The organism is Flectobacillus roseus, assembly GCF_030056595.1.
Classification (GTDB): Bacteria; Bacteroidota; Bacteroidia; order Cytophagales; family Spirosomataceae; genus Flectobacillus; species Flectobacillus roseus.
In genome coordinates this window covers 409652-434693 of record NZ_JASHIF010000008.1, presented here as the reverse complement: position 1 = coordinate 434693, position 25042 = coordinate 409652, and the positions used below count along the sequence as shown (strand labels likewise).

Annotated in this window: 14 protein-coding genes and 4 tRNA genes; 12 read left to right on the top strand and 6 right to left on the bottom strand. The window is 38.0% G+C overall.

Annotated elements, in window-relative coordinates:
- Positions 1–150: 150 nt before the first annotated feature.
- The 5 genes from QM524_RS10775 to QM524_RS10755 all read left to right on the top strand — a co-directional run bounded on the left by QM524_RS10775 (position 151) and on the right by QM524_RS10755 (position 5442).
- The gene (locus tag QM524_RS10775) at positions 151–642 is read left to right on the top strand and encodes a tetratricopeptide repeat protein (RefSeq protein ID WP_205749541.1); all 492 of its coding nucleotides are present in this window, start codon (positions 151–153) and stop codon (positions 640–642) included.
- 52 nt (positions 643–694) lie between these two features.
- Positions 695–1870 (top strand): acetyl-CoA C-acyltransferase, encoded by a 1176-nt coding sequence (locus QM524_RS10770; RefSeq protein ID WP_095163485.1) that lies wholly within the window; start codon positions 695–697, stop codon positions 1868–1870.
- Between the two features lie 231 nt (positions 1871–2101).
- The gene (locus QM524_RS10765; RefSeq protein WP_283344583.1) at positions 2102–3043 is read left to right on the top strand and encodes a phosphoribosylaminoimidazolesuccinocarboxamide synthase; all 942 of its coding nucleotides are present in this window, start codon (positions 2102–2104) and stop codon (positions 3041–3043) included.
- Positions 3044–3317: 274 nt separating this feature from the next.
- Positions 3318–3737 carry an anti-anti-sigma factor gene (locus QM524_RS10760; protein WP_095163487.1) on the top strand — a complete coding sequence of 140 codons (420 nt, stop codon included), beginning with the start codon at positions 3318–3320 and terminating at the stop codon, positions 3735–3737.
- 781 nt (positions 3738–4518) lie between these two features.
- Complete coding sequence (locus QM524_RS10755) at positions 4519–5442, top strand: ribonuclease Z (RefSeq protein WP_283344582.1); 924 nt, start codon at positions 4519–4521, stop codon at positions 5440–5442.
- A 53-nt stretch (positions 5443–5495) separates the two neighbouring features.
- On the opposite strand, the gene QM524_RS10750 is transcribed toward QM524_RS10755, so the two are convergent.
- Positions 5496–7715, bottom strand: coding sequence for a T9SS type B sorting domain-containing protein (locus tag QM524_RS10750; protein WP_283344581.1), 2220 nt, complete (start codon positions 7713–7715; stop codon positions 5496–5498).
- 900 nt (positions 7716–8615) lie between these two features.
- On the opposite strand from QM524_RS10750, the gene gltB reads away from it, so the two are divergent.
- Positions 8616–13184 carry a glutamate synthase large subunit gene (gltB, locus tag QM524_RS10745; RefSeq protein ID WP_283344580.1) on the top strand — a complete coding sequence of 1523 codons (4569 nt, stop codon included), beginning with the start codon at positions 8616–8618 and terminating at the stop codon, positions 13182–13184.
- Between the two features lie 74 nt (positions 13185–13258).
- The gene (locus tag QM524_RS10740) at positions 13259–14749 is read left to right on the top strand and encodes a glutamate synthase subunit beta (protein WP_166576816.1); all 1491 of its coding nucleotides are present in this window, start codon (positions 13259–13261) and stop codon (positions 14747–14749) included.
- 307 nt (positions 14750–15056) lie between these two features.
- Here the strand turns inward: QM524_RS10740 and QM524_RS10735 are convergent, their stop codons facing one another.
- On the bottom strand, positions 15057–16094 hold the full coding sequence (locus tag QM524_RS10735) for an NHL repeat-containing protein (protein WP_166576815.1): 1038 nt from the start codon (positions 16092–16094) through the stop codon (positions 15057–15059).
- 332 nt (positions 16095–16426) lie between these two features.
- Here QM524_RS10735 and QM524_RS10730 point away from each other — a divergent pair.
- The 4 genes from QM524_RS10730 to QM524_RS10715 all read left to right on the top strand — a co-directional run bounded on the left by QM524_RS10730 (position 16427) and on the right by QM524_RS10715 (position 16918).
- Positions 16427–16516: transfer RNA gene (locus QM524_RS10730), tRNA-Ser, on the top strand.
- Positions 16517–16542: 26 nt separating this feature from the next.
- Positions 16543–16619 (top strand) — tRNA-Pro (locus QM524_RS10725).
- Positions 16620–16691: 72 nt separating this feature from the next.
- A tRNA-Arg gene (locus QM524_RS10720) sits at positions 16692–16765 on the top strand.
- Positions 16766–16844: 79 nt separating this feature from the next.
- Positions 16845–16918: transfer RNA gene (locus QM524_RS10715), tRNA-Pro, on the top strand.
- Positions 16919–17052: 134 nt separating this feature from the next.
- Here QM524_RS10715 and QM524_RS10710 read toward each other — a convergent pair.
- Complete coding sequence (locus QM524_RS10710; RefSeq protein WP_166576814.1) at positions 17053–18570, bottom strand: malate:quinone oxidoreductase; 1518 nt, start codon at positions 18568–18570, stop codon at positions 17053–17055.
- A 646-nt stretch (positions 18571–19216) separates the two neighbouring features.
- Here QM524_RS10710 and QM524_RS10705 point away from each other — a divergent pair.
- Entirely contained in the window at positions 19217–20107 is an 891-nt protein-coding gene (locus tag QM524_RS10705; protein ID WP_283344579.1) for an SMP-30/gluconolactonase/LRE family protein, read from the top strand.
- 38 nt (positions 20108–20145) lie between these two features.
- Here QM524_RS10705 and lysM read toward each other — a convergent pair whose 3' ends face one another.
- The 3 genes from lysM to QM524_RS10690 form a co-directional block, all read right to left on the bottom strand.
- Complete coding sequence (gene lysM / locus QM524_RS10700; RefSeq protein ID WP_095163495.1) at positions 20146–20613, bottom strand: peptidoglycan-binding protein LysM; 468 nt, start codon at positions 20611–20613, stop codon at positions 20146–20148.
- Between the two features lie 171 nt (positions 20614–20784).
- Positions 20785–24015: a S41 family peptidase gene (locus QM524_RS10695; protein ID WP_283344578.1), complete on the bottom strand. Its 3231-nt coding sequence runs from the start codon at positions 24013–24015 to the stop codon at positions 20785–20787.
- 192 nt (positions 24016–24207) lie between these two features.
- Positions 24208–25029 carry an aminotransferase class IV gene (locus tag QM524_RS10690; RefSeq protein WP_283344577.1) on the bottom strand — a complete coding sequence of 274 codons (822 nt, stop codon included), beginning with the start codon at positions 25027–25029 and terminating at the stop codon, positions 24208–24210.
- Positions 25030–25042: the final 13 nt, after the last annotated feature.

Here is a 25042-nt window from a genome sequence, read left to right as displayed (position 1 = left end):
ATTTTAGAAAACGCGTCTTTTACGAAAGTAAGTGCTCGAAATCTGGCTAAAATAGAGTCAGAAAGGGCATTTCGAGAAAAAAGATATAAAGACGCTGTAAAATATTACCAGACAATATCGGACAATTCTTATTTTACTCCACCCGAGGTTGTGCTAAACCAAGCGCATGTGTATTTGCTATCCGAAGATACCTTGCGTGCACAAGGCCTATACAAAAGGCTGATTCACCTCGAAGATTACAAAATGTCCTCAACAACCTACTGTCAACTGGGCGTAATTAGTAGTGCCTTCAAAGACAGTGCTCAAGCATTAGTCTATTTCAAAGAAGCACTTAAGCTAAATCCACAGAACCAAATTGCCCGTTTCAACTTTGAATTATTAAAACTTAGATTTCGAGGAGCCTCCGAGGATCCCAAGCCCGAACAACAGTCTAAATCCATGCCACCACCAAGTGCCAATCACGCTGAAGTGGAGCATACAGATGCGCAGGATGAAATGCTGAAAACGCTTAAGAATTACGGACTTTCTCCCGAAAAGGCTAGGAGTATCCTAGAAGCTATGAAAAATAACGAAGTACAGTATATTCAGCAAAAAAAGGGATTACTCAAGAAGAATAAGTCTAATATGAAACAATCTTGGTAAATCTTAAGATTACTATTTAACCACCATTACAATACCAAACTTTAACTTTATTATGCAAGAAGTGTATATCGTCTCAGCCGTTAGAACTCCTATCGGAAGTTTTGGCGGAGCTTTATCGAGTTTATCAGCAACAGATCTGGGCAGTATTGCCATAAAGGGCGCAATTGAAAAGGCTGGAATCAAACCAGAATTAGTAGAAGAAGTACTCATGGGTAATGTTATTTCTGCCAATTTGGGTCAAGCTCCTGCACGTATAGCAGCCCTCAAAGCTGGTCTTCCTCACGAAACACGCTGTACAACTATCAACAAAGTATGTGCATCTGGCGCAAAAGCCATTATCTTTGCAGCGCAAAGTATCATGCTCGGAATGGCCGATGTTATCGTGGCGGGCGGTATGGAGAGTATGTCTAATGCTCCGTATTATGTGCCTCGTGCTCGCTTTGGCTACAAATATGGCTCAAGTACTTTGGTCGACGGACTCGAAAAAGATGGTCTTTCTGATGCCTATGATGATTGTGCAATGGGTATCTTTGCAGACAAAACTGCTCGTAAATACGGTATCACGCGTGAAGATCAAGATGATTTTGCGATTGAATCTTACCGTCGTAGTGCTGAGGCAACACAAAAAGGTTATTTTGCAGACGAGATTATTCCTGTCGAAGTACAAACTCGTAAAGGGGTTGTAACGATTTCGGAGGATGAAGAATATAAAAATGTCAATTTTGAAAAAATCCCTAACTTAAAACCAGCTTTTGAGAAAAAAGGGACAGTAACCGCAGCTAATGCGTCTACCTTGAATGATGGTGCCGCTGCGCTGGTTTTGATGTCAAAAAAGAAGGCTGAAAAACTCAAATTGACTCCATTAGCAAAAATTATTGGCTTTGCCGATGCCGAACAAGAACCTGCATGGTTTACAACCACCCCAACTGTAGCAGTGCCTAAAGCTATTCGTATGGCAGGACTGATTAAAGAGGAGGTAGACTTGTTTGAAGTGAACGAGGCGTTTGCTGTTGTCCCTTTGGCATTTGAAAAATTGTTGGATATTCCCCAACATAAAATCAATGTTTTGGGTGGAGCCGTTTCATTGGGTCATCCACTGGGAGCTTCAGGTGCACGCATTGTTACAACTTTGATAAGCGCTCTTACGCATAAAGGTGGCCGTATTGGTGCTGCTGGTATTTGCAATGGAGGTGGCGGTGCTTCGGCGATTGTGATCGAAAAAATGTAACTTCAATCGGTAGAGATTTTAAATAGTACAAGTATTAGTGCTGAATTATATGTTGCTAGTGTAAGGTTTTGATTTTCATTAATTTTATCCGCAGTAAGCTCTATGCAATAGGCAAAATTTTTTCTGCTTCTTAAGAAACCCAAAAAACGTTTTGCCGAGTGCCCATAGCTGATTACCGAAAGCCCAATAATACACTCATACTTAGCTATTTTTAATACTACCCAACATAAAATGAACGTAATAAAAAGTACCAATTTCAATTTTCCCAACCAAACGGGCTTTTACAAAGGTAAGGTAAGAGATGTATATTCGTTTGAAGACCTCCTCGTAATGGTGGCTTCTGACCGTATTTCAGCTTTTGATGTAGTGCTTCCAGAAGCGATTCCTTTTAAAGGACAGGTATTGAACCAAATCGCTGAACATTTCTTGAAAGCTACACAATTGATTGTTCCAAACTGGTTATTAGCAGTGCCAGATCCTAATGTAAGTGCTGGTCTCAAATGCGAAGCTTTTCCTGTTGAAATGGTCGTTCGCGGGTACTTGGCAGGTCATGCGGCTCGTACATACAAGTCAGGACTTCGTACACTTTGTGGAGTAACATTGCCTGAAGGATTGAAAGAAAATGATAAATTGCCTCAGCCAATTATTACACCAACTACCAAAGCACACGAAGGTCACGACGAAGATATTTCTCGTGAAGATATTCTTGCCAAAGGATTAGTAAGCGAGGAGGATTATGTTCAGTTAGAGCAATATACTTTGGCATTGTTTGAAAAAGGTACGCAAATGGCTGCTGAACAAGGTTTGATTTTGGTTGACACAAAATATGAGTTCGGTAAAATCGACGGTAAAATTGTATTGATTGACGAAATTCACACACCAGACTCTTCTCGCTATTTTTATGCGGACGGCTATGCCGAAAGACAAGCAAGTGGTGAATCTCAAAAACAACTTTCAAAAGAATTTGTTCGTGAGTGGTTAATCGCTAATAATTTTCAGGGAAAAGAAGGACAAACAGTTCCTGTAATGACTCCAGAGTGGGTAAATCAAATTTCAGAACGTTATATCGAGCTTTTTGAAAAAGTTACAGGTAAAGCTTTCGAAAAATCTGTCTCAGATAATGTCTTAGAACGAGTTGAGAAAAACGTGTTAACTTTCTTGGCGAACAGATAATAGTCGCTAGAAATTTTAAACATTTTAGTAATAAATTGTACTTGAATAAGCTCTTGTTTTGCAGGAGCTTATTTGTAGTTATAAGTACAAATTTTTTTCGTGAAAATTGCTAAATTGCACAGCATTTGTAGGTAAGTCATGTGAAGTGAACGTATTTTTATTAAATACTCATTTCCATGAAATTTGTACCTTCGAGCATACAAACTAGGGGCGAGTCCCTAAAGCATTTTTAATTCCAAAAAAATCTACTGCGATTATATAAAGTAGTAAAAAGATGAATTTTAAGATTGAAAAAAACGAGCAATACGCTCTTATCGAACTTAACGAAACAGCTTTAACTCAAGAAAATCACGCTGATTTCGAGAATATTATCCGTCAACTTTTCCGTGCTGGTTACGGTAATGTTATCGTAAAATTTGATGAAATTGTTGAATTGGATGGTCATGGCGTTTCAGTAATTCGTAAAGGCAATAAAATCTGTTTAAACGAGCTAGGCTTGTTCATCATCGTAACTAAAAATGATGAAATCATTGACCAATTAGATCGTGCCAAAATCGAAGATTTAACCATCATGCCAACTGTTCAAGAGGCAATTGATGCAGTATTCTTGAACGAACTCGAAAACGATTTTCAATCAGAAGATGAAGATGAGTTTGGCGGTGGCGAATACAGCGAGAGCGAAGAAGACTATTAATCAAATTGTATAATACAAAGACTTAAAAGTATTCATCAAAGGGTATTTTTCTGTTTTTCGAACAAAAAAACCTTATTAGACGTTAGTCTGATAAGGTTTTTTTTTATATTGAATCCCCGTTATGTATTAGTGCTGAATATATGAGTTGTGAATTTTAAAGGTAAAATTTTTATTGTCAATATCTTATTCTTTCAATTTGTTTAACCTAATGAGATAAAATACTGGTAATCATAAAATTACACTTCAAATTCAACACTTCTACTAAAGTTAGTGGGCAAAATAAAATTGAATTAATATGCTATAGGCAATAAGCCATAGGTATTGAGCAAAAATTTCATAGCGAATATTTTTTGCAGAAAGCCCATTGCTGAAAGTCGAAAGCCCTAAATTTAATTTTACCCGCAATAGGTATTATTCTTTATGCCTGACGCCTACGGCTTATAGCCTAGAGCGTAATAAGTTAGTGGGCAAAATAGAATTTAATTTTTGTGCCCAAGGCATTCAGGTATCAGCTTTCGGCGGTGGGCTTTGTAAAAAAGCATGGCTGTGGTTAATAAAAACATTTTAACACTCTGTGCCTTGTGCCTAAACACATAACTTAAATCTAATTCTGCACGATTACTTAAGTAATCGTGCAGAATTAGATTTAATCAATTGGAGATGTAAGATATTGATAATTATAACTTTACATTCACAATTCACAACTCATAATTCGGCACTAATACTTAAGTGCTTTATTACTTAATTATTTTGTTTACCAGTAATTTAAAATTATAACAATTTGAGTTTCCATCTTACTATCCTAGGTACGGGTTCTGCCAACCCAGTAGTAACACGTAATGCAACTTCCCACTTTTTGATGGTGGAGCAAGAAGGGTATCTGTTTGATTGTGGAGAGGCTACCCAGACGCAATTACTTCGTTTCAAACTCAAGGCCACTCGTATCAAATATATTTTCATTACGCATCTTCATGGAGATCATTTCTTTGGGCTAATTGGTTTATTGTCAACACTTAATATGCATCACAGAGTCGACGATTTGTATATCTATGGTCCCAAAGGGCTTGCGGAGGTATTGACTCTTCAAATGAAGTATTCGGATACACGTCTTAATTTTAAGGTACATTTTGAGGAAACCCGTGCTGAAGAGTCCTACCTCTTGATGGAAAATGACCATGTAAAGGTCACAACAATTCCATTGGTGCATCGGGTAGCATGCTGTGGTTTTTTGATTGAGGAAAAAGAAAAACCGCATAAAATTCTAAAAGAGCTATTGCCGGAGAATATTAGTATCGAGCAGATTAAACTCCTCAAAGAAGGACAAGATGTATTAGATGACAATGGTGAAGTGTTGTATTCATGCGACTATTACACTATCAAAGGGCCTGAGCCAGATAGTTATGCTTTTTGTACTGATACAGCTTATCATCCTCCCATATTGCCAATTATAAAGGGAGTAAAATTACTATATCATGAAACTACCTTTTTACATGAATTGGTAGAAAGAGCTAAAGAAACCTGCCATTCTACCGCCTATCAAGCTGGGCAAATAGCAAAAGAGGCCAATGTGAAAAACTTGTTAATAGGGCATTTTTCATCCAGATATAAAGATTTGACTCCATTTATTGACGAAGCTAGACAGGTTTTTGACAAAACTATTCTGGGAGAAGATGGAATGACGATTGACTTTAGAGATTTAGCATAAACAAAAAAGTAATGGCTTTCGAAATCATTTTTCGAAAGCCATTACTTTTTTGTTTATTTCAGTACACTTATCCAACCTTTAAAATTTTGCCTTGTAAACTTTAAGAGGTAATAATAATCTCCACTCACTATTTCATCAGCAAACCACTCAAATTTTCGGTCATAGGACTGATATACTTGTTGTCCCCAACGGTTAAATACTTGGATATATTCAAATCTGTCAAAACATGAGTTTTCGGGAAGATTCGTAATCGTAAACGAATCGTTTTTACCATCGCCATTGGGCGTAATAACATTCGGTGGGGTAAATGTATAAGCAGTTTCTTTGTTCTTGACTAAAACGGTAACTTTGGTTGTGTCAAAACGCATGGGGCTACACGAGTTATCTTCTGTGACAAAATTGATTACAAAGGTTTTTTCTTTCTCCTGACCTAATAGCTCGCAAGTAAGATTCCACTGAAACGGAGAGGTTAGTGATGCGATTCCATTTTTATTGCTCCAACTAATGCCCACACTTCCTAAATTAAAGCCTTGTCCAATGCCATATAGCTGAATAGGATCGCTATCAGGATCTTTTGCATTTACATCAAAAGTTAATGGGATGGCATTTTCTCCGTCCAAAACAACGGTTATATTCTGATCTTTTAGGGTGGTGCTCACATGAGGTTTGTTCGATAGAATAGGAGTAGGCTTGAATGCAATCGTTAAAGTATCACTTTTGCTTCGACTACAATACCTATCAGAGACGATAAAATCGACCAAATAATCAGTCGTTCTAATTTGGTCACAAAGTGGTTTCCATGTAAAAGGTGACTGGACATTGCCAATACCCGAACTTCCATTAAATGTAATGCCAGCCTGCGATAACGTAAAACCTCGTCCTACGGCGCGGAGGCTCAAAGAATCTACATCCACGTCTTTCCCAAAAATATTGTAAGACAAAGTAGAGTTAATTGGTGCTGATAACGTTCGACTAATGGCGTCGGTGCTAATAATAGGTTTAGCATTATCTCTTGGTTGACGATATACTTTCACCGTGAGCGTATCACTCAAGGACTGTGGACAGCCATTGTCACTTGTGAATACTTGAAAAACTAAGGGTTTTCCATCAAAACTTTGGGAACATTCATCCAAACATATTTCGGCTTTAAGCGTATCGGCCTTCGATAAGATATTGTAAGCAATCGGAATATTAGCAAAACCTTTATCAGAAAAATTTTGTCCAACTACTTTTAATCGTATTTGAGTATATGGATTAGGATCGGTAAAGTATAGCTCAAAACAAGCGTTTTTTTGTGTATTTGGAATGGTAATAATCTCATCCTTTCCAATCTGGTTCAAACTTCCTTTTAGTTTGGCAAAACTTATGGGAGCGTTGTTGATAGGACAGTCTACCACCTTCAACTGAAAATCTCTCAGCGCATAGCCTATTCTTTTTCCCTCCCTATATTCTTCAACTCGCACCGAAAAAACAAATAAGCCCAATTGATTAGCTGTCACAGAGAGTCTTCCAGTTCGGGAGTTTACGCTCAAAGCTGGATTACCTGGAATAGCATTCGTGTTAGAGTATCCCGTTGCCCAAGTGACTCTTGGATAATTTGAGCTACCAGTAGGAAATTGGGGGTTAGGAGATTGTACAGAGCTAAATCCCGCAAGAGGACTTACCACACTATACACTAGACTGTCTCCGTCTGCATCAGTAGCACTAAAATCAAAGTTAAATGGTCTGTTGATACAAATATAGTCACCCGACAAGTCTTTAAATTTGGGAGTTGAATTGATAAATTCTTTATTGTCGACAAGAATGGCAGGGAATTCTGTGTAGAAAAGCGAAGAAGTACGGCCCGGATTTTGAATATTTGAGATTACATCATTTCTACAACATCTATCCCATGCTATGTAATACCCCTCAGGATCGTTGAAATTGACAGATGCAAGCGTCACTAAAGAAGAATATTTGATTAGTCTTGTTCTAACGTTTCCATATTCTGAGCAATCAGGATTGGTATAGGGGATTTGCAAATTTGAAATCAGCGGAACCACTACGTAACCCATCATTACATTATCCTTTTTTCTGAAAAAGCCCAAAGTAACAGTCTGATCTAAGGCTCCGGGTTGACCATTAATCGCATCAAAGTATAAATTTAGAGAGAGTCTGTGAGTGAAACCTTGGTCACTTATACGTTGCAAATCAATATCGCCTCCCACAATATGTGTAGCTCTTGACGTTAAGCATCCCAACAGTAAAAAAACACATAGTAAAGCTTTCTTCATAAGTTGTTGTAGTTTCGAGTTTAGTAAGATAAACTAGGACGAGCAATTGTAATAGTTTAAGAGTTTGTGTAAATTACAAGTAATTTATTTAACACCAGAACATTTCAACTATACGACAGGTTGTGGAAACGAAAGGTTGCCATTACTAAAGTTTTTTTTCTGGTAACTACTTGTTTTCCTATTTTTTAGCGATTCATTTTTCCCACTTCATCACACACAGTAAGTTACAAAATCCTAACCTTTTATATTGAATAACAGTAGATTTTATTACAGTTTGAAAAAATAGTGATTAGTCTATTTTGAAGATAAAAGATGATTTAATCTATATGTTTTATAGGCTATTTTTTTGCCTCCAAAATGGTTTAAAAACAGTGGTAAAATGTGGATTTAACGGTATTCTTTGAAAAAAAAAGAAGGTTTTTTTTATAAAAAGAGCAATGTTTTAAAAAAAGCCATTTTGTGTTATTTTTTTGTAAAAATATTTAAAATAGGTTTTGATTTTCAGCGTAATTCAGGTAAATACTGCTAAATTGACACAAATAGGTGTTATAAAATCGGTTTTTTGTAAAAATACTTATACGTGCAGGAATTGTATCTAACTAAGAATATTTTTTGCAAAAACTTGATTTTGTTCAATACCGATGATTATTCGGCGAAATGCTATTTTATCCAAATAATTTTTTGTATATCTTTGTAAAAGCGAAATAGAGTGAAGTATATATAGCCATAATCACAAAGAAAGGTCGTTAGATATTTTATGAAATAATTTTGATTTTGTCAATAAACCGTCTAAAATATTTACAACTTTTCAAAAGAAGAAGGATAATAATACCACTATAATAAATAAAGGCTACCTAGAACAGGTTAAATTTTAAACTTAAAAAAACAAACCCCATTACCATGACTAACTTTGATAATCAAGGGTTGTATCGCAAGGAATTCGAACATGATGCTTGTGGTATCGGTTTCGTAGCGAACATGAAAGGTAGAAAGTCACACAAAGTAGTGGCTGATGCAATTCAAATGCTTATTCGCATGGACCACCGTGGAGCTTGTGGCTGCGACCCTAATTCTGGTGACGGTGCTGGTATTTTAGTACAAATTCCTCACGAGTTCTTCCTTGAAGAGTGTACAAAACTTGGCATCGATTTGCCGGCCGCCTTAGATTATGGCGTCGGTATGGTTTTCTTTCCGAAAGATGAAACTACTCGTAACGAGTGTAAGGAAATCATTGCACGAAAGGCTAAAAAGTTAGGTCTGGAAATTTTGGGTTATCGTGTTGTCCCTTGTGACAATTCAGAAATTCAAGGTGCTGAGTCTGGAAACACTGAGCCTCAAATGGAGCAATTGTTCATCAAGCGTCCTGAAGACCAAGATGAATTAACGTTTGAGCGCAAATTGTACGTTTTCCGTCAGTACTCTGCAAGAGTAATTAACGAAACGGTGAAAGCTGTAGAAGGTAAATTCTACTATGCTTCGCTTTCGGCTCGCACGATTATTTACAAAGGTATGTTGACTACAATGCAAGTACCTGGTTATTTTGATGATTTGCGCCGTGATGAGTTTACATCTGCTTTGGCAATTGTTCACTCTCGTTTCTCAACAAATACATTCCCAGAATGGCGTTTGGCTCAACCATTCCGCTATATGGGTCACAATGGTGAAATTAACACCGTAAAAGGTAACTCTTCTTGGATGCAAGCGCAGTCTGCATTGTTCCAGTCTGACTTGTTCAGCAAAGAAGAAATGGAAATGATTTTGCCAGTTTGTCAATTAGGCCAGTCTGACTCGGCTGTACTTGACAATGCGGTAGAATTATTGACTTTATCAGGTCGTTCATTGCCTCATGTAATGATGATGCTGATTCCTGAAGCATGGGATGGTAACGAGCATATTGAGGATTACAAACGTGATTTCTACGAATACCACGCTGCTTTGATGGAGCCTTGGGATGGTCCAGCTTCTATCTCTTTCACAGATGGTAAAATCATTGGTGCTACGCTTGACCGTAATGGTTTGCGCCCATCTCGTTTCTGGGTAACTAGCGACGATTTCGTAATCATGGCTTCTGAGGCTGGGGTATTGGATATTGACCAATCTACAGTTGTCAAAAAAGGTCGTTTACAGCCAGGTAAAATGTTCATTGTTGATATGGAACAAGGCCGTATCATTCCTGACGATGAATTGAAAGAAAAAATCTGTAAACAACAACCTTACGGAGAGTGGTTGAAGGCTAACAAAATTAAAGTTGAAGACCTTCCTGCTGCTGGTGCTGAGTACCGTGCTCCATTCGAAAGAGAATTGTTGTTGCGTCAACAAGTATTTGGCTTCACTACCGAAGACCTTCGCGTAGTGTTGTCACAGATGGTTGAGACTGGTAAAGAGGCATTAGGCTCAATGGGTGTAGATACTCCATTGGCGATTTTGTCTGACCAAGCGCAACATTTATCATACTATTTCAAACAATTGTTTGCTCAAGTAACCAACCCTCCAATTGACCCTATCCGCGAACGTACGGTAATGTCATTGTTGTCGGATATTGGTGGTTTGAAAAACTTGTTGAAAGAAACGCCTGAACACTGTCGTCAAATCGAAATTCGTCAACCAGTATTAACCAATGCTGAGATTGAGAAAATTCGTTGGATTGATCACAAAAACTTCCATACAAAATCGATTCATACAACTTTCAGAGCGAATGGCGAGAAAGGACAATTGAAGCGTGCTTTGGATAGAATTTGTCAATACGCTGAAGATGCAGTAGATGATGGTTACGCAATTTTGTTGTTGACCGATCGTGGTGTAGATAGTTCACACGCGCCAATTCCTTCTTTATTGGCTACAGCTGCGGTCCATCATCATTTGATTCGTAAAGGAAAACGTGCACAAGTAGGTCTTATCGTTGAGGCTGGTGACGTTTGGGAAACACATCACTTTGCTACCTTGATTGGTTTTGGTGCTTCGGCAGTAAACCCATATATGGCTTTCGAAACAATTCGTGGTATGAAAGACAAAGGTATTTTGCAAGTAGATTACCCTTACGAAAAATTACAACAAAACTACATCAAAGCCGTAAATGGTGAGTTGTTGAAAATCTTCTCTAAAATGGGTATTTCAACACTTCAATCTTACCAAGGTGCTCAAATCTTCGAAATCGTTGGTTTGGCAAAAGAAGTAGTTGATAAATATTTCTCTGGAGCTGTATCTCGCATTGGTGGTATCGATTTGGAAGGTATCCAAAAAGAAGCCCTAATCAAACATACAAATGGATATCCTGAACAACCAGTAGCTAATCCAAAACTAGAAGTAGGTGGTGTGTACCAATGGAAACACCGTGGTGAAGCTCACTTGTTTAATCCAGAAACAATCCACTTATTACAACAATCTACTAAAACAAACAACTATCAGTTGTTTAAGAAATACTCGAAGATCGTAGATGATCAAACCGAGAAAGCGATGACGCTTCGTGGATTGTTGAAATTCAAGAAAGGTACTCCAGTACCAATCGAAGAGGTTGAGCCAATCGAAAATATCTTCAAGCGTTTTGCTACGGGAGCTATGTCATTCGGTTCTATTTCTTACGAAGCTCACACTACTTTGGCTATTGCCATGAACCGTATTGGTGGTAAATCAAATACAGGTGAAGGTGGTGAAGACCCAATCCGTTTTGAGCCAATGGCTAACGGTGACTCTATGAACTCTGCTATCAAGCAGGTTGCTTCGGGTCGTTTTGGTGTAACTGCTCACTATTTGACAAATGCACAAGAGCTACAAATCAAAATGGCTCAAGGCGCTAAGCCAGGTGAAGGTGGTCAGTTGCCAGGTCATAAAGTAGATGATTGGATTGGTAAAACTCGTCACTCAACGCCAGGTGTAGGTTTGATTTCGCCTCCTCCTCACCACGATATTTATTCAATCGAGGACTTAGCACAGTTGATTTTTGACCTTAAAAATGCAAACCGTGCTGCTCGTATCTCAGTTAAATTGGTATCAGAAGCAGGTGTAGGTACAATCGCGGCGGGTGTTGCTAAGGCACATGCTGATCATATCTTGATTGCAGGTCACGATGGAGGTACAGGTGCTTCGCCACTTTCTTCGATCCGTCACGCAGGTTTACCTTGGGAACTTGGTTTGGCTGAAACACACCAAACATTGGTTCGTAATAAATTGCGTGGTCGTGTGACTGTACAAACGGATGGTCAAATCAAAACAGGTCGTGACCTTGCCATCGCAGCCCTATTAGGTGCTGAAGAGTTTGGTGTAGCAACAGCTGCATTGGTTACAGCAGGTTGTATCATGATGCGTAAGTGTCACTTGAATACTTGCCCAGTTGGGGTTGCAACTCAAGACCCACGCTTGCGTGCAATGTACACTGGTAACCCAGATCACGTAGTAAACTTGTTCTATTTCTTGGCACAAGAGTTCCGTGAATTAATGGCTGAACTTGGTTTCCGTACCGTGAATGAAATGGTAGGTCAAGTGGATCGCCTAGAAATGAAAGAAAATATCCAACACTGGAAATACAAACATTTAGATCTTTCTCCAATCTTGTTCAAGCAACCAATGTCATTAGATGTTGCTTTATACAAACAAGAAGAACAAGATCATGGTTTGGATGTACAAGTAGACTGGGATTTATTGAAAGTTGCAAAACCAGCAATCGAAAATCAAGAGAAAGTTTATGGTGAATTTGAAGTAATCAACGTAAACCGTACGATTGGTACAATGCTTTCAAACGAAATTACGAAAGTATACGGTGCAAAAGGTTTACCAAATGATACAATCCATATCAAGTTTACAGGTACAGCTGGACAATCGTTCGGAGCATTCTCTGTAAATGGTATTACATTCGAACTAGAAGGTGATGCTAACGATTACATCGGAAAAGGTCTCTGTGGTGCTAAATTGATTGTTTATCCAAACAAAAAAGCGCCATTTAATCCTTCTGAAAACTCAGTAGTAGGTAACGTATCATTCTATGGTGCTACTTCAGGTGAAGCTTATTTACGTGGTATGGCTGGTGAGCGTTTCTGCGTACGTAACTCTGGTGCTAAAGTAGTAGTAGAAGGTATTGGTGACCACGGTTGCGAATATATGACTGGTGGATTGGTCGTGATTTTGGGCGATACTGGTCGTAACTTCGGAGCAGGTATGTCGGGTGGTGTAGCGTATGTGTTAAATGCTAAAGGTGATTTTGCTTCTAAAGTAAACCCTGAAATGGTAGCTATCGAGGAGTTGACCCAAGAAGATGAGTCAATCTTGAAACTATATGTTGAGCAACATTTGCAATATACTAACTCAGATGTAGCTAAGGGAATCTTAGACAACTGGTCTGAATCACTTGCGCAATTTGTTAAAGTAATGCCACAAGACTTCAAAAAAGCACTTGCTTCTCGTAACGTTACAGTTGCAGAGGTTCTTGAAAATAAAGATGTGGTTTACAAAGACATCCAAGTTGAAATTGCTCACTAATCCATTTTGAAAGTCTGAATCTATTCGTGCAATATTTTCAGACTTTTAAATCCTAAAATTTTCAAATTAAGACAATGGGAAAACCAACCGGATTTTTAGAGGTAACAAGAGAAACTCCAAAGAAAAGACCAGTCGCTGAACGTGTTGGCGATTACAAAGAAATAGATATTGATTTTACAACAGATAAAGTAACAGCACAAGCGAGTCGTTGTATGGACTGTGGCGTTCCTTTCTGTCATAATGGTTGTCCACTAGGCAACATTATCCCAGAGTTTAACGATGCAGTATTTGACCAAAACTGGGCTTATGCATACGAAATTTTATCTTCAACCAACAACTTCCCTGAGTTTACAGGTCGTATTTGTCCTGCGCCATGTGAAGCTGCTTGTGTATTAGGTATCAACAAGCCTCCAGTAACGATCGAGTATATCGAGAAATCGATTATCGAATACGCTTTTGGAAATGGCTTAGTAAAACCAAATGTACCAACCAAAAGAACTGGCAAGAAAGTAGCAGTAATTGGTTCTGGCCCTGCTGGTTTGGCTTCTGCTGCACAATTAAACAAAGCTGGTCACTCAGTTACAGTATTTGAACGTGCTGACGAAGCAGGCGGTTTGTTGCGCTACGGTATTCCAGATTTCAAATTAGAGAAATGGGTAGTTCAGCGTCGTGTTGAGGTAATGAAAGAAGAAGGTATCGTTTTCAAAACTTCAACAAATATTGGTGTTGACATCAAAGGTGAAGAGTTGTTGGAAGACTTCGACTTGATTATGTTGGCAGGTGGTTCAACAGTTCCAAGAATGTTGCCTATCCCGGGTTCTGACTTGAAAGGAATTTACCCAGCGATGGAATTTTTGTCACAACAAAATAAGCGCGTAGCTGGTATTGATCGTCAATTTGATCACCGTGGTGCTACTTATGCAAATGGTGAATTGTTGGCTACAGACAAAAATGTTGTGGTGATTGGTGGTGGTGACACAGGTTCTGACTGTGTTGGTACTTCAAATCGTCATAAAGCAAAATCTGTTACTCAAGTAGAGGTAATGCCAATGCCTCCTGCAGAACGTGCTTCTCAAACTCCATGGCCTAACTGGCCGATGATGTTGCGTACTTCTACATCTCATGAAGAAGGAGCTGATCGTCACTGGTCTATTGCCGTGAAAGAATATGTAGGTGATGAAAATGGTAATTTGAAAGGTATTAAAATCGCGGATATTGCTATGGAGGTTGTTGACGGCAAAGCTCAACAAGTTCATACAAATGAGCGTGAAATTCCTTGCGAATTAGCCCTTATCGCTGCTGGTTTCTTACATCCACAACGTGAAGGCCTTTTGTCTCAATTAGAAGAAAAAGGACTTGAGTTTGACGAAAGAGGAAATGTAAAAGCTAACAATTACAAGACATCTGTAGATAAAGTATTTGCAGCAGGGGATATGCGTCGTGGACAATCATTGGTAGTTTGGGCTATCTCGGAAGGTCGTGAAGCTGCTCGTCAAGCAGATATTTATCTTCAAGGTTCTTCAATTCTTGAAGCTAAAGCGGTGTCTACATTCTCTGTAGTGTAGTGATTCATCTCTGATTGAGAGAATTGTGAATGAGTGATTATCTTTTAAAGATGAGTCACTCAGCATATAGTTACCATACAGGAGTTATCCTGAGGGATTACTCTCCAAATTTTTATCAAAAAAGCGGTCGAAAATTGTTTTTCGACCGCTTTTTTGATATTATCATGCTGGATAACTTATCGTTAGACTCAATACTTTACATCTTTACTTGTGAAAGGTAAATTTTAAAAATAATCACTCATTCACTCAATTAATGCTGACTCACGCTTGATAATTGGCCTCAAACGTGTGTTTTATCATTGAAATCTCAGTAATCAATATCAATAGCCTCGGGAGAAAATGTGGAAGTATACCCTCTAATAGGAGCGACATTTCCATTATCTCCAAAACCAAAAACAAGAATTTTCTTATTAGCCTTTTCTGCTACATAGATAAACCCTTTTATACTACGATCATCAATGGCAATATCTACAGGATTTCCTAAGCCAGTATTTGAGCCAAAAATGGCTCTATTAGCGAGGATTGAGCTGTTATTGGTAATCTTTGAGACTTTATCTATAATATAAATTCCTCCATCTTTATCAAAATTTGTCCCAGAAGCATTTCCAATTTCTGTTACAAACAGCATATCTCTTTGTGATGAATAAGCAATGCCATGTAATCGCGCTGTTGCTCCATTGATTTTATATCCATTTATAAAAAATCTAAGACTGGCAGCAACTTTTCCTGCCTCTATGCCAGAAGGATTGTTATAAATTTCTACCCGAAGCGCATTTTTATCCATCACAACAAATAGTCGATTGTTCTTTTTGTCGTAGGTAATTCCCCATGGCTCGCCACCTAGTTTAAGTTTTTTCCCCACATACTTTCCATTTAAGGTCGAAACTTTTTCATAGACTCTAATTGTACTATCGGTATTATTTGCTACGAATAATGCGTCATTTGTCTCATCATAGGCGATTTCTCTTCCACTAGATAGGGTAGAGTCGATAATGATATTATTAGGTAAAGACGCCTCAAATACAGAAGAGGCATTGTTGTAAAGCCTAATACTTTTTTGTGCTCTACTTATTTGAAACAAAAAGTTTTTACTTGCAACAAATAAAACTCCATTACCATCTTGCGCGCCATTGTTTAGTTCAACCTTAGGAACTAATATAGTAGAGTCTGCTGGTTTGAAAATTTGCAAGTTTTTGGCATTAATCGTCGTTTCAGCATTAGAAACAAAAAGGGTCGAAACTTTAAAAATTTCTAACGGCTCGGCATCAGAATTTTTAAAACAGGCGCTCAAAAACAGGATACCCCAGAAGCTACAAAGTGTGAATAGTAGAAATGATTTTTTCATATTGTAGGCAATTCAAAGTTTTTGTGGATTATATTTTCAGATATACGTAGATGATGAACTTTTAGATTGAAATATTAAATCTTAGATAAATTTGAAAATGCGTCTAAAATCAAGTAGAAGTGGTTTTTGGATAAAAAAACTTTCAAAAAAAGTGCCTTTGTAATGGTTGTTTTAAGTAATTGTTAATCAGAATTGTATGGTATATGTTGTGAAAAACTTTCAAGAAAATGCATTTTTTTTTCATTTCCGACTTGCATCTTAATCAAAAAAAGCCGTACCTTTGCAACACCTAAACACAAGGGAGGTATCTAACGAGATACTTTAAGTGTTAAGGAGAGATGCCTGAGAGGCCGAAAGGAACAGTTTGCTAAACTGTCGTACTGGTAACGGTACCGAGGGTTCGAATCCCTCTCTCTCCGCCACTTTTAAAGTGGAATGGCCAAAAGTTCGGGATGTAGCGTAGTCCGGTATCGCGCCTGCTTTGGGAGCAGGAGGTCGTAGGTTCGAATCCTGCCATCCCGACCATAATTTAGGATTTTGAAGATTGACATATGTGAATTTTCAGTTCCGTCTGGAATCAGAATCCTTTTTTATTCCGGTTCCGTAGCTCAGCTGGATAGAGCAACTGCCTTCTAAGCAGTAGGTCTCAGGTTCGAATCCTGACGGAATCACACCTGAGAATAAGATACACAGTAGAGTGAATCTTTTACAAAATACTTTTCTAGTTAATGTTAATTAATATAGGAAATTCGGGATGTAGCGTAGTCCGGTATCGCGCCTGCTTTGGGAGCAGGAGGTCGTAGGTTCGAATCCTGCCATCCCGACAAAGCCTAACTCAATGAGTTAGGCTTTTTTTGTTTTATAATAGAGTCAACCTTACTAAAGCAGAAGAAATTAAAACAAAAAAGCCTTTCCTTGTATCAAGGAAAGGCTTTTTTGTGAGAAATAGTATCTAAAATTAAGCTAATTCAGCTGATTTAAGACCAAGTACATCATTTGTCCAATGATTAATTTGATTAAACAACTCATCATTGCTAATCAAAGATTGTCCAAATGAAGGAATCATTGCTTTTAATTTACTTTGCCATTCTTCTGTATTGTATTCATCTTTAAAGCAGCGCTCTAATAATTTCAACATAATGTCAACCGCCGTAGAAGCTCCAGGAGAAGCTCCTAGTAAGGCTGCAATTGAACCGTCAGAAGCTGCAACAATTTCGGTACCAAATTCAAGCACACCACCTTTTACTGGGTCTTTCTTAATTACCTGTACGCGTTGTCCGGCTACAAGCAATTCCCAATCTTCCATGCGTGCATTCGGGAAGTATTCTTTCAATGCCTCCAAACGATCTTCTGGTGATTGTCTTACTTGTTCAATCAAATATTTCGTAAGGTCGATGTTCTGCAAACCTGCTTGCATCATTGGTACGATGTTGCTCAATTTGATAGAAGAAGGTAAGTCTAATAAAGAACCTTCTTTTAAGAAACGAGTCGTGAACCCTGCATACGGACCAAAAAGAAGTTCCTTCTGACCATCAATCATACGAGAGTCTAAGTGTGGAACTGACATCGGTGGAGCACCTACTGCAGCCTTACCGTATACTTTTGCGTTGTGACGTTCTACAACTTCAGGATTGTTACATTTTAACCATTGTCCACTTACAGGGAAACCTCCAAAACCTTTACCTTCTTCAATTTTAGATTTCTCCAATAATGGCAATGCACCGCCTCCAGCACCAACAAATACAAAACTTGTGTAGATTTTCTTTTTATTACGCTTTTTGGTAGCAAGGTTATCTAAGGTAATACACCAGTTTCCGTCTTCTAGTTGTTCCAAATCGGTTACTTCATGCTTCAAACGGATTTTAACACCATCCATGTTTTTGAGGTGATCAAACAACATACGTGTTAAGTTGCCGAAGTTAACATCAGTTCCTGCATCGGTGTAAGTAGCTGCTACAGGTTGATTTGCATCACGACCTTCCATCACCAAGGGAATCCAGTTTTTAATTTCTTCTGGATTCTCAGTGTACAACATATCTTTGAAAACGTGATATTGAGTCAATAAATCAAAACGCTTACGAAGATAGCTTACGTTTTTTTCACCATGAACAAAACTCATGTGAGGTACAGATTGAATAAAGTCCTCAGGTGAAAGGATATTTTTTTCGACTAGATATGCCCAGAATTGGCGTGAAAGCTGGAATGAATCATAAATTTTTAAAGCCTTAGACCCATCAACACTACCATCTGGTTTTTCAGGAGTATAGTTCAGCTCACATAATGCAGCATGACCTGTACCTGCGTTGTTCCAAGCTTCCGAACTTTCTCCTGCAATCAAATCAAGACGTTCGAAAATAGTAATTTTTAAATCAGGTTGAAGCTCTTTTAACAACACCCCGAGCGTCGCACTCATAACGCCTGCCCCAATCAAAACAACATCTGAATAGTTGGCAGCACTCTTTAATTTTTTACGCATTTCTCACAAAAAAAATTATCTCGTTAGTTATATTATACTTATTCGAATAGGTAACAAAAAAATAATCTTAAAATTGCACAATTCCTTTCAAATAATAATTACTTTCTTGTTCTCTTTATATTTTTTCTTTATAATAGTATATTAAATTGTGCCTCAAATTTCAATTTTAAAGGCTTTTCAATTATTTAACATAAAAAGGACATAAACGGTGCATATTTACTCAAAAAAATAAAATATGATTTTTTAAAGATTTTATTTACCACCTGTATTTCTAAAAATGTATTGATATCCAGTGTATTAAGTAACTACTAATTGTAGCAAAGTGTTTGGAAAAATTGATGTATTTACAGCTATTTTTATTTAGCAGCGACTCTATTTAAAGAATATATTATGGAAAATAGCATGAATTTTCGATGTTTTTACTCTCTATTCAACTAATTGTATTTTTACAAGATTAACGATTGTATAAAATCAAGTGCGTTGTAAGAGTGCTACAAGTAGTTTTACTTATATTAACATCTGGTAATTAATGAGTATATTCATTATGAAAAATATCTGCGGTTTTTCGCAAAATAGCCTGTGAAAAAAACTATTATTGTATCTCTCTATTCTCTCATCAAAAATCTTTAAAAGAATCCAACTTACTATGAAAAAAGTATATCAAGCTGAGGTGCTATTAGAATCGAGCTGTAGATTGGGAGAGGGACCAGTATGGTGTTCGTCAACCAATGCGATTTATTGGGTTGATATTGAGGGTCGAACGATTAATTGGTATTTATTGGATTCTCAGGTACATCATTTTAGTGCTATTTCCAAACGTATTGGCATGGTTGCATTGACCGAATCACCCTATAAGTTGCTTTTGGGCTTGCAAGGTAGCTTATGCTGGTATGATGTCAAAACTGGAGCATTAGAGCTATGGAAGCCTATGGAGGCGCATTTGACCTATAATAGATGTAATGATGGACAAATAGATCTAAAAGGGCGACTCTGGGTAGGAACTATGCAGATAGAAAATCAGCGGAATGAAGGAAATCTATATTGTATTTCCACAGCTGGAGAGCAAATACATTTGTTGTCGAAATTAGGTATCTCTAACGGAATGGCTTGGAGCTCGGATGGAGCATATTTTTTCTTTATAGATTCACTTAAAAGAAATATTCGAAGATTTGTCATAAATGAAGTGGGAGCTTTGGTTCTAACCAAAGAAAAAATAATCTATCAATCTAAAAATCGTGGTGAACTACCTGATGGAATGTGTATGGACGCTGAGGGGAATTTGTGGGTAGCCTTTTGGGGTGGTTTTAGGGTAGCTTGTATTAATACCAAAACAGGGGAGGAGCTGGCCGAAATAAAGCTTCCTGTTCCTAATGTAACATCGTGCAATTGGATAGGACCAGATTTTAGTGAATTGGTGATTACAACTGCGAGAGAAGGTTTGGATGAGCACGAATTATTGGCCTATCCAATGAGTGGGCATGTATTTAGGTGCAAAGTAGATGTGAAGGGAATAGAAGCTCGTCGGTTTGCGATATAAAAAATAAGGCTAGTCAGTTTTGACTAGCCTTAATACTTTTATTTCAATGGTGGAATTCTAAGCAATTGACCCGGATAAATCAAATTAGGATCTTTCAACATCGGTTTGTTTGCTTCGAAAATCACAGGATATTTCATCATGTCACCGTAATAGTGTTGAGCAATTTTTGATAATGAATCACCTTTTACTACTTCGTGATACTGTGCTTCTTCTTCTGGTTCGTCTACTGTAAGTTGGTTGTCCACCACTTTTACTCCTTCAACGTTACCTACTGCTAATGCGATTTTCTCTGCATCTTCTTGTTTAGCAACTTCTCCAATGATTGAAACAGTGTCGCCATTGGTGCGGATAGTTAATGAATTGTAGGCTAGACCTAATTGCTTTACGTGTGCTAAAAGAGCACTAGCTCTTAGAGGTTCTACTTCGGCAGCTTTTGCTGGCTCTACTTGAGTGTGGTTTCCGAAAATTTTTTCACCAACACCCTTAAAGAAAGACATAAGTCCCATAGCGGTATAAGTTTGATTTAAGTTTAAATTAATCTACCTCTAAACGTTGAACAGGGCAAGAAGTCACAATTTTGTGAAATAAAATAATTCAACGTCTTTAGGGCGCCTAAAAATACAAAAAAGGGCTTCCGAAACAAATCAGAAGCCCTTTAATTATGTAATAAATTTTAATTATTTTTTCGCTGAATCAATATCTTTTAGTAATGTTTCCACAGCTACTTTTAATTGGTTGTCTGTACCTTTTGAAATCCACTCTGGTTCGTTTTCTACAATAACATCTGGAACTGCTGGTCCGAGTTCTTGATTTTTGTCTGTAGTTTTAGTGTACCATCCACGACCAGGAAGACGAACAAATGAGCCATCCATCAATGATTTACCACCTGTTGAAATTACAGAACCATTTGTTGGTAAACCTACTAACTTACCGATGCCTAATGATTTATAAGCATGTGAGAAAATTTCAGCATTTGAGTAACTTCCTTCATTACATAATGCGATTGATGGTTTTGTCCAAGCTGCATAAACTAAACGTTCTCCAATTGGATAATAGTCACGGAACTTCAACTTGTCTTTTTCCAAATTTTCACTTGCTCCTCTTGGAATAGTGTAGGCATGTTGCTTATAGTTTAAAATAGTCATTAAGTAATCGGTTGTAGAACCACCACCATTGTAGCGTACATCTATCACGATACCATCTTTGCCATATCCTGCTGCTGTAAACTCACGCTCAACTACTTCAAAGCTAGGGAAGTCCATACTCTTGATGTGGATATATCCCAAACGACCGTTAGAGAATTTTTCTACTAACTTCTTACGATTTTCTACCCATTCATCATATAGATTATTGCTAATGCTATTGGTGAGACGCACCACAACTTCACGGGTTTTGCCAGTAGCATCATTTACAGAGACGATAACTTTTTCATTGGCTAAACCATTCAATAGTTCATAGAAGTTGTCAGATTGCCCAACAGCTTGTCCGTTGATAGCTACAATCGTTTCGCCTTCATTAATGATACTTTTTGATTTGGTCACAGGAGTTTCTGGCACAACGTGTGACACTTTCATTCCATTTGCGGTAGGAGTCAATTCGGTTCCTAATAAACCTGTTATTTCTCTTTGAGTTTCGGCACGTTCAGGCGCTGTTAAGCCCATGTGACTAGAGTTTAGTTCGCCTAAAAGTAGGTTGAACATATCTCTAAAATCACTTGAGGTACTAGCATTAATACAACGCTCTTTGTATTTATCGTGCAATTTCGCCCAGTTATTTCCGTGGAATTGTGGGTCGTAAAAACCATCACGGATTGTACGCCAAGCCTCTTCAAATACTTGTGTGCGCTCGCCAGTATAGTCTACTTTCATTTTGGCACTTACTGGCAACGATTCAGGCAGACCAGCTTTGGTATCGATACGAGCTAAGCCTCCGCCACCAAAACCGCCCATACGGCTGTAGTAAATGTATTTTCCATCTTTATCCAAATACAAACCTCCAGGGTTACTACCGCCTTTGGTAATTTCTTTCAAATCTTTACCATCCCATTTGATGCTATATAGATCTCGACCTTTTGCCGAGCTACTATTGGTTACATAATAGAATGTTTCTCCGTCTTTTGAGATAACAAAATCAGATTCTGAGCCTGGGAAGTTGGTCACCTGAACTACACGGTTGTGAATACCATCGAAGTCAATGACGATTGGCTTAACACCTTTTTCTTTCTTATCTGACTTGCCAGCAGCACCTTCAGCAGGAGCTGAGTCTTTTTCTTGCCAGTCTTGCGCTTCTTTTTCCCAATCTTCTTTTTTCAACCAAACAAACCATACGTCTGCACTACGACCAGAACTACGTTCTGAAACAAAACCCAATTTTGAACCATCACCACTCCAGAAAGGACGTGAATCACGGCGTGGGTGCATGGTTACATTTACCGCTTTGCCTGTATTATCAGAAGCTTTGATGAAAATCTCTTGGTTATAATACAAGTCGGTTAAGCTATATGCCAAATACTTATTGTCTGGACTCCAAGCGATATCGTTTGGCGATGCCCAGCTATCATTGATAACCTTTTCATTAGTCAGTTTTCCATCTGCGCTAATATCAGCCACGACAAATTTGCCTCTACCACGCACATAGGCAATTTTTTTACCGTCATTTGAAACTACCAAATTTGACTCGTCGTCTGGGGTAGTAGTCAACTGAGTAATTTTATGCTTCAATGTTTTGAAGATATTCTTTTCTGAAGCATCTGCTGACTGTACCATGAACATTTCGAAGTTGCCGCCAGTACGGTCACTTGTGAAAAGTAGAGTAGAGTCATTTAACCAAGCTGGTTCCACATCACGGAAAGCGTGTGAAGAAACGTTGATACTACGAGCTTTTTCTTTATCAGCTTCTTTGACGAAAATTTCACCACGGATGCCGTAAGCTAATAATTTACCATTGGGAGATACCTTAAAATCTTCGATACCAGAAGTAAATGTTTTGCTTTCTGAAGCATCAAATCTATCGTCTGCATTGATAGTAACATTGATTTTTTGGATAGAACCATTTGCCACTTTGTAAGTGTAAAGATTCATATCTTGTTCAAAAACAATGGTATTGCCATCTGTAGAGATATTGATATGACGAATAGATTCATCCTTGAAGTTGGTCAACTTTTTAGGAGTTCCTTCTGCTTTACCATCATTTGAAATTTTCAATTGGTAAAGGTTATATGCTCCATCATTACTGCTCAAGAAATAAAGCGTATTGTTCTTACCCCATTGAGGCATAACGTCGTTGGTAGCGAATAAAGGAAGTTTATTATAGTTCTTTGATTTTGTGTCAAAAATCCAAATTTCACGATTAGAACTACCAGTGTATGCTTGACGAGCTACAGGGTTTATATCGCCACGAACCAAAGCTACAAAACGTCCATCTGGCGAAGCTGTTGGCTCAAATCCAAGAACATCTAACATTCTTGATTCGGTTCCTCCTTTTGGAGAAATAGAATACACTTCAGAAGGACGTTCGATTTGACGGAATTCGCGAGAAGTTGAAAATAGAATTTTGTCTGCTTGCGTCCAACTAGCGATATTATCTTGGCTTGAGTGGAACGTCAAACGTTTTGGCATTCCGCCAGTAGTAGGCATGATAAAAATATCGTTATTGCCAAATCTTGCACCAGAGAAAGCAATTTGTTTTCCATCTGGACTAAAGGTTGGATTACTCTCATAAGCCTCATGAATTGTCAAGCGAGTAGCTTGACCACCAGTGCTTGGTACTGTCCAAATATCGCCTTGGTAGGAGAATGCTACCACAGAGCCATCATTGTTGATACTCGGATGACGCAAAAGCAGTGGTTGTTGCGCTTGTGTCGCCGATGCTCCTAATAATGAAAAAAGTAATAGGAAGGTCTTTTTCATAAATTACACAAAAGGTTTGTTGAATTTTGTATCTAAATAAGTAATATTTAGCCTAAAATATAAATAATTGAGTAACTATTCGCCCAATGGGCTGATTGTAGAGACATATTACTACGGATGTAAACAATTAGATATAGATACGCTTAAAAACAAAACGCACCCGAAAATTGATTTTCGAGTGCGTTGAATTTGCTATCCATTTTGCTTTTCGTAAGCTAAAAAAAGCTCTTGCAAGTGCTTTGTGACTGACCCCGTTTGTCCATTATTAAAAACCACTTCATCAGTTTGAGCAATAGGAACAATACGTTTGGTACTTCCTGTGGTAAATACCTCGTCTGCTTGTAGATATTCTTCAAAACTTATATCTCTTTCTTCTACCTTATAATATTGAGAGGCTAACTTGATGACATGCTTTCTCGTAACGCCAAACAATGCTCCATCTTTTGGCGTGGCAATGGTGTTATTTTTGACAACAAATATATTACTTCTCGAAGACTCCGAAATAATCCCATCACGATGATAAAGTACATCATCGGCTTGTTGGGCGCGGAGCTGAGGTTGAATTCTGATAGGAACGATATAGTTGAGGGTTTTAATCTCAGGTATTTCTCGCTTGTATTCCAAACTCAAGAGCTTCATGCCCTTATCAGGATTCTTGAACTCAAAAGGCTTGGCTGTAACGATAAGATTGGAGGTTTCGGCAGGAAGATAGCCATCCGAAGAAAAACCACCAGTTAGTATCATTTTGATACCCAATAAAGGAAGTGGGTGGCGTTGAATACTTTCTAAAATAATAGCTCGAAGTTGGTCACGAGTGGCAGGAATGGGAAGCCCCATCAAACGAGCCGAGTTTTCAAAACGATCTAGGTGATCTTCTAGGAAAATAGCTTTACCGTCAATAGCTCTAAAAAAATCAAAAATTCCATATCCACGTACCAATCCTAAGTCAGAAACATGAATTTTGGCATCTTCAGCCTTTACGAAGGCATTATTCAAATAAATAAACTCTTGCATGAATTGGGTGATT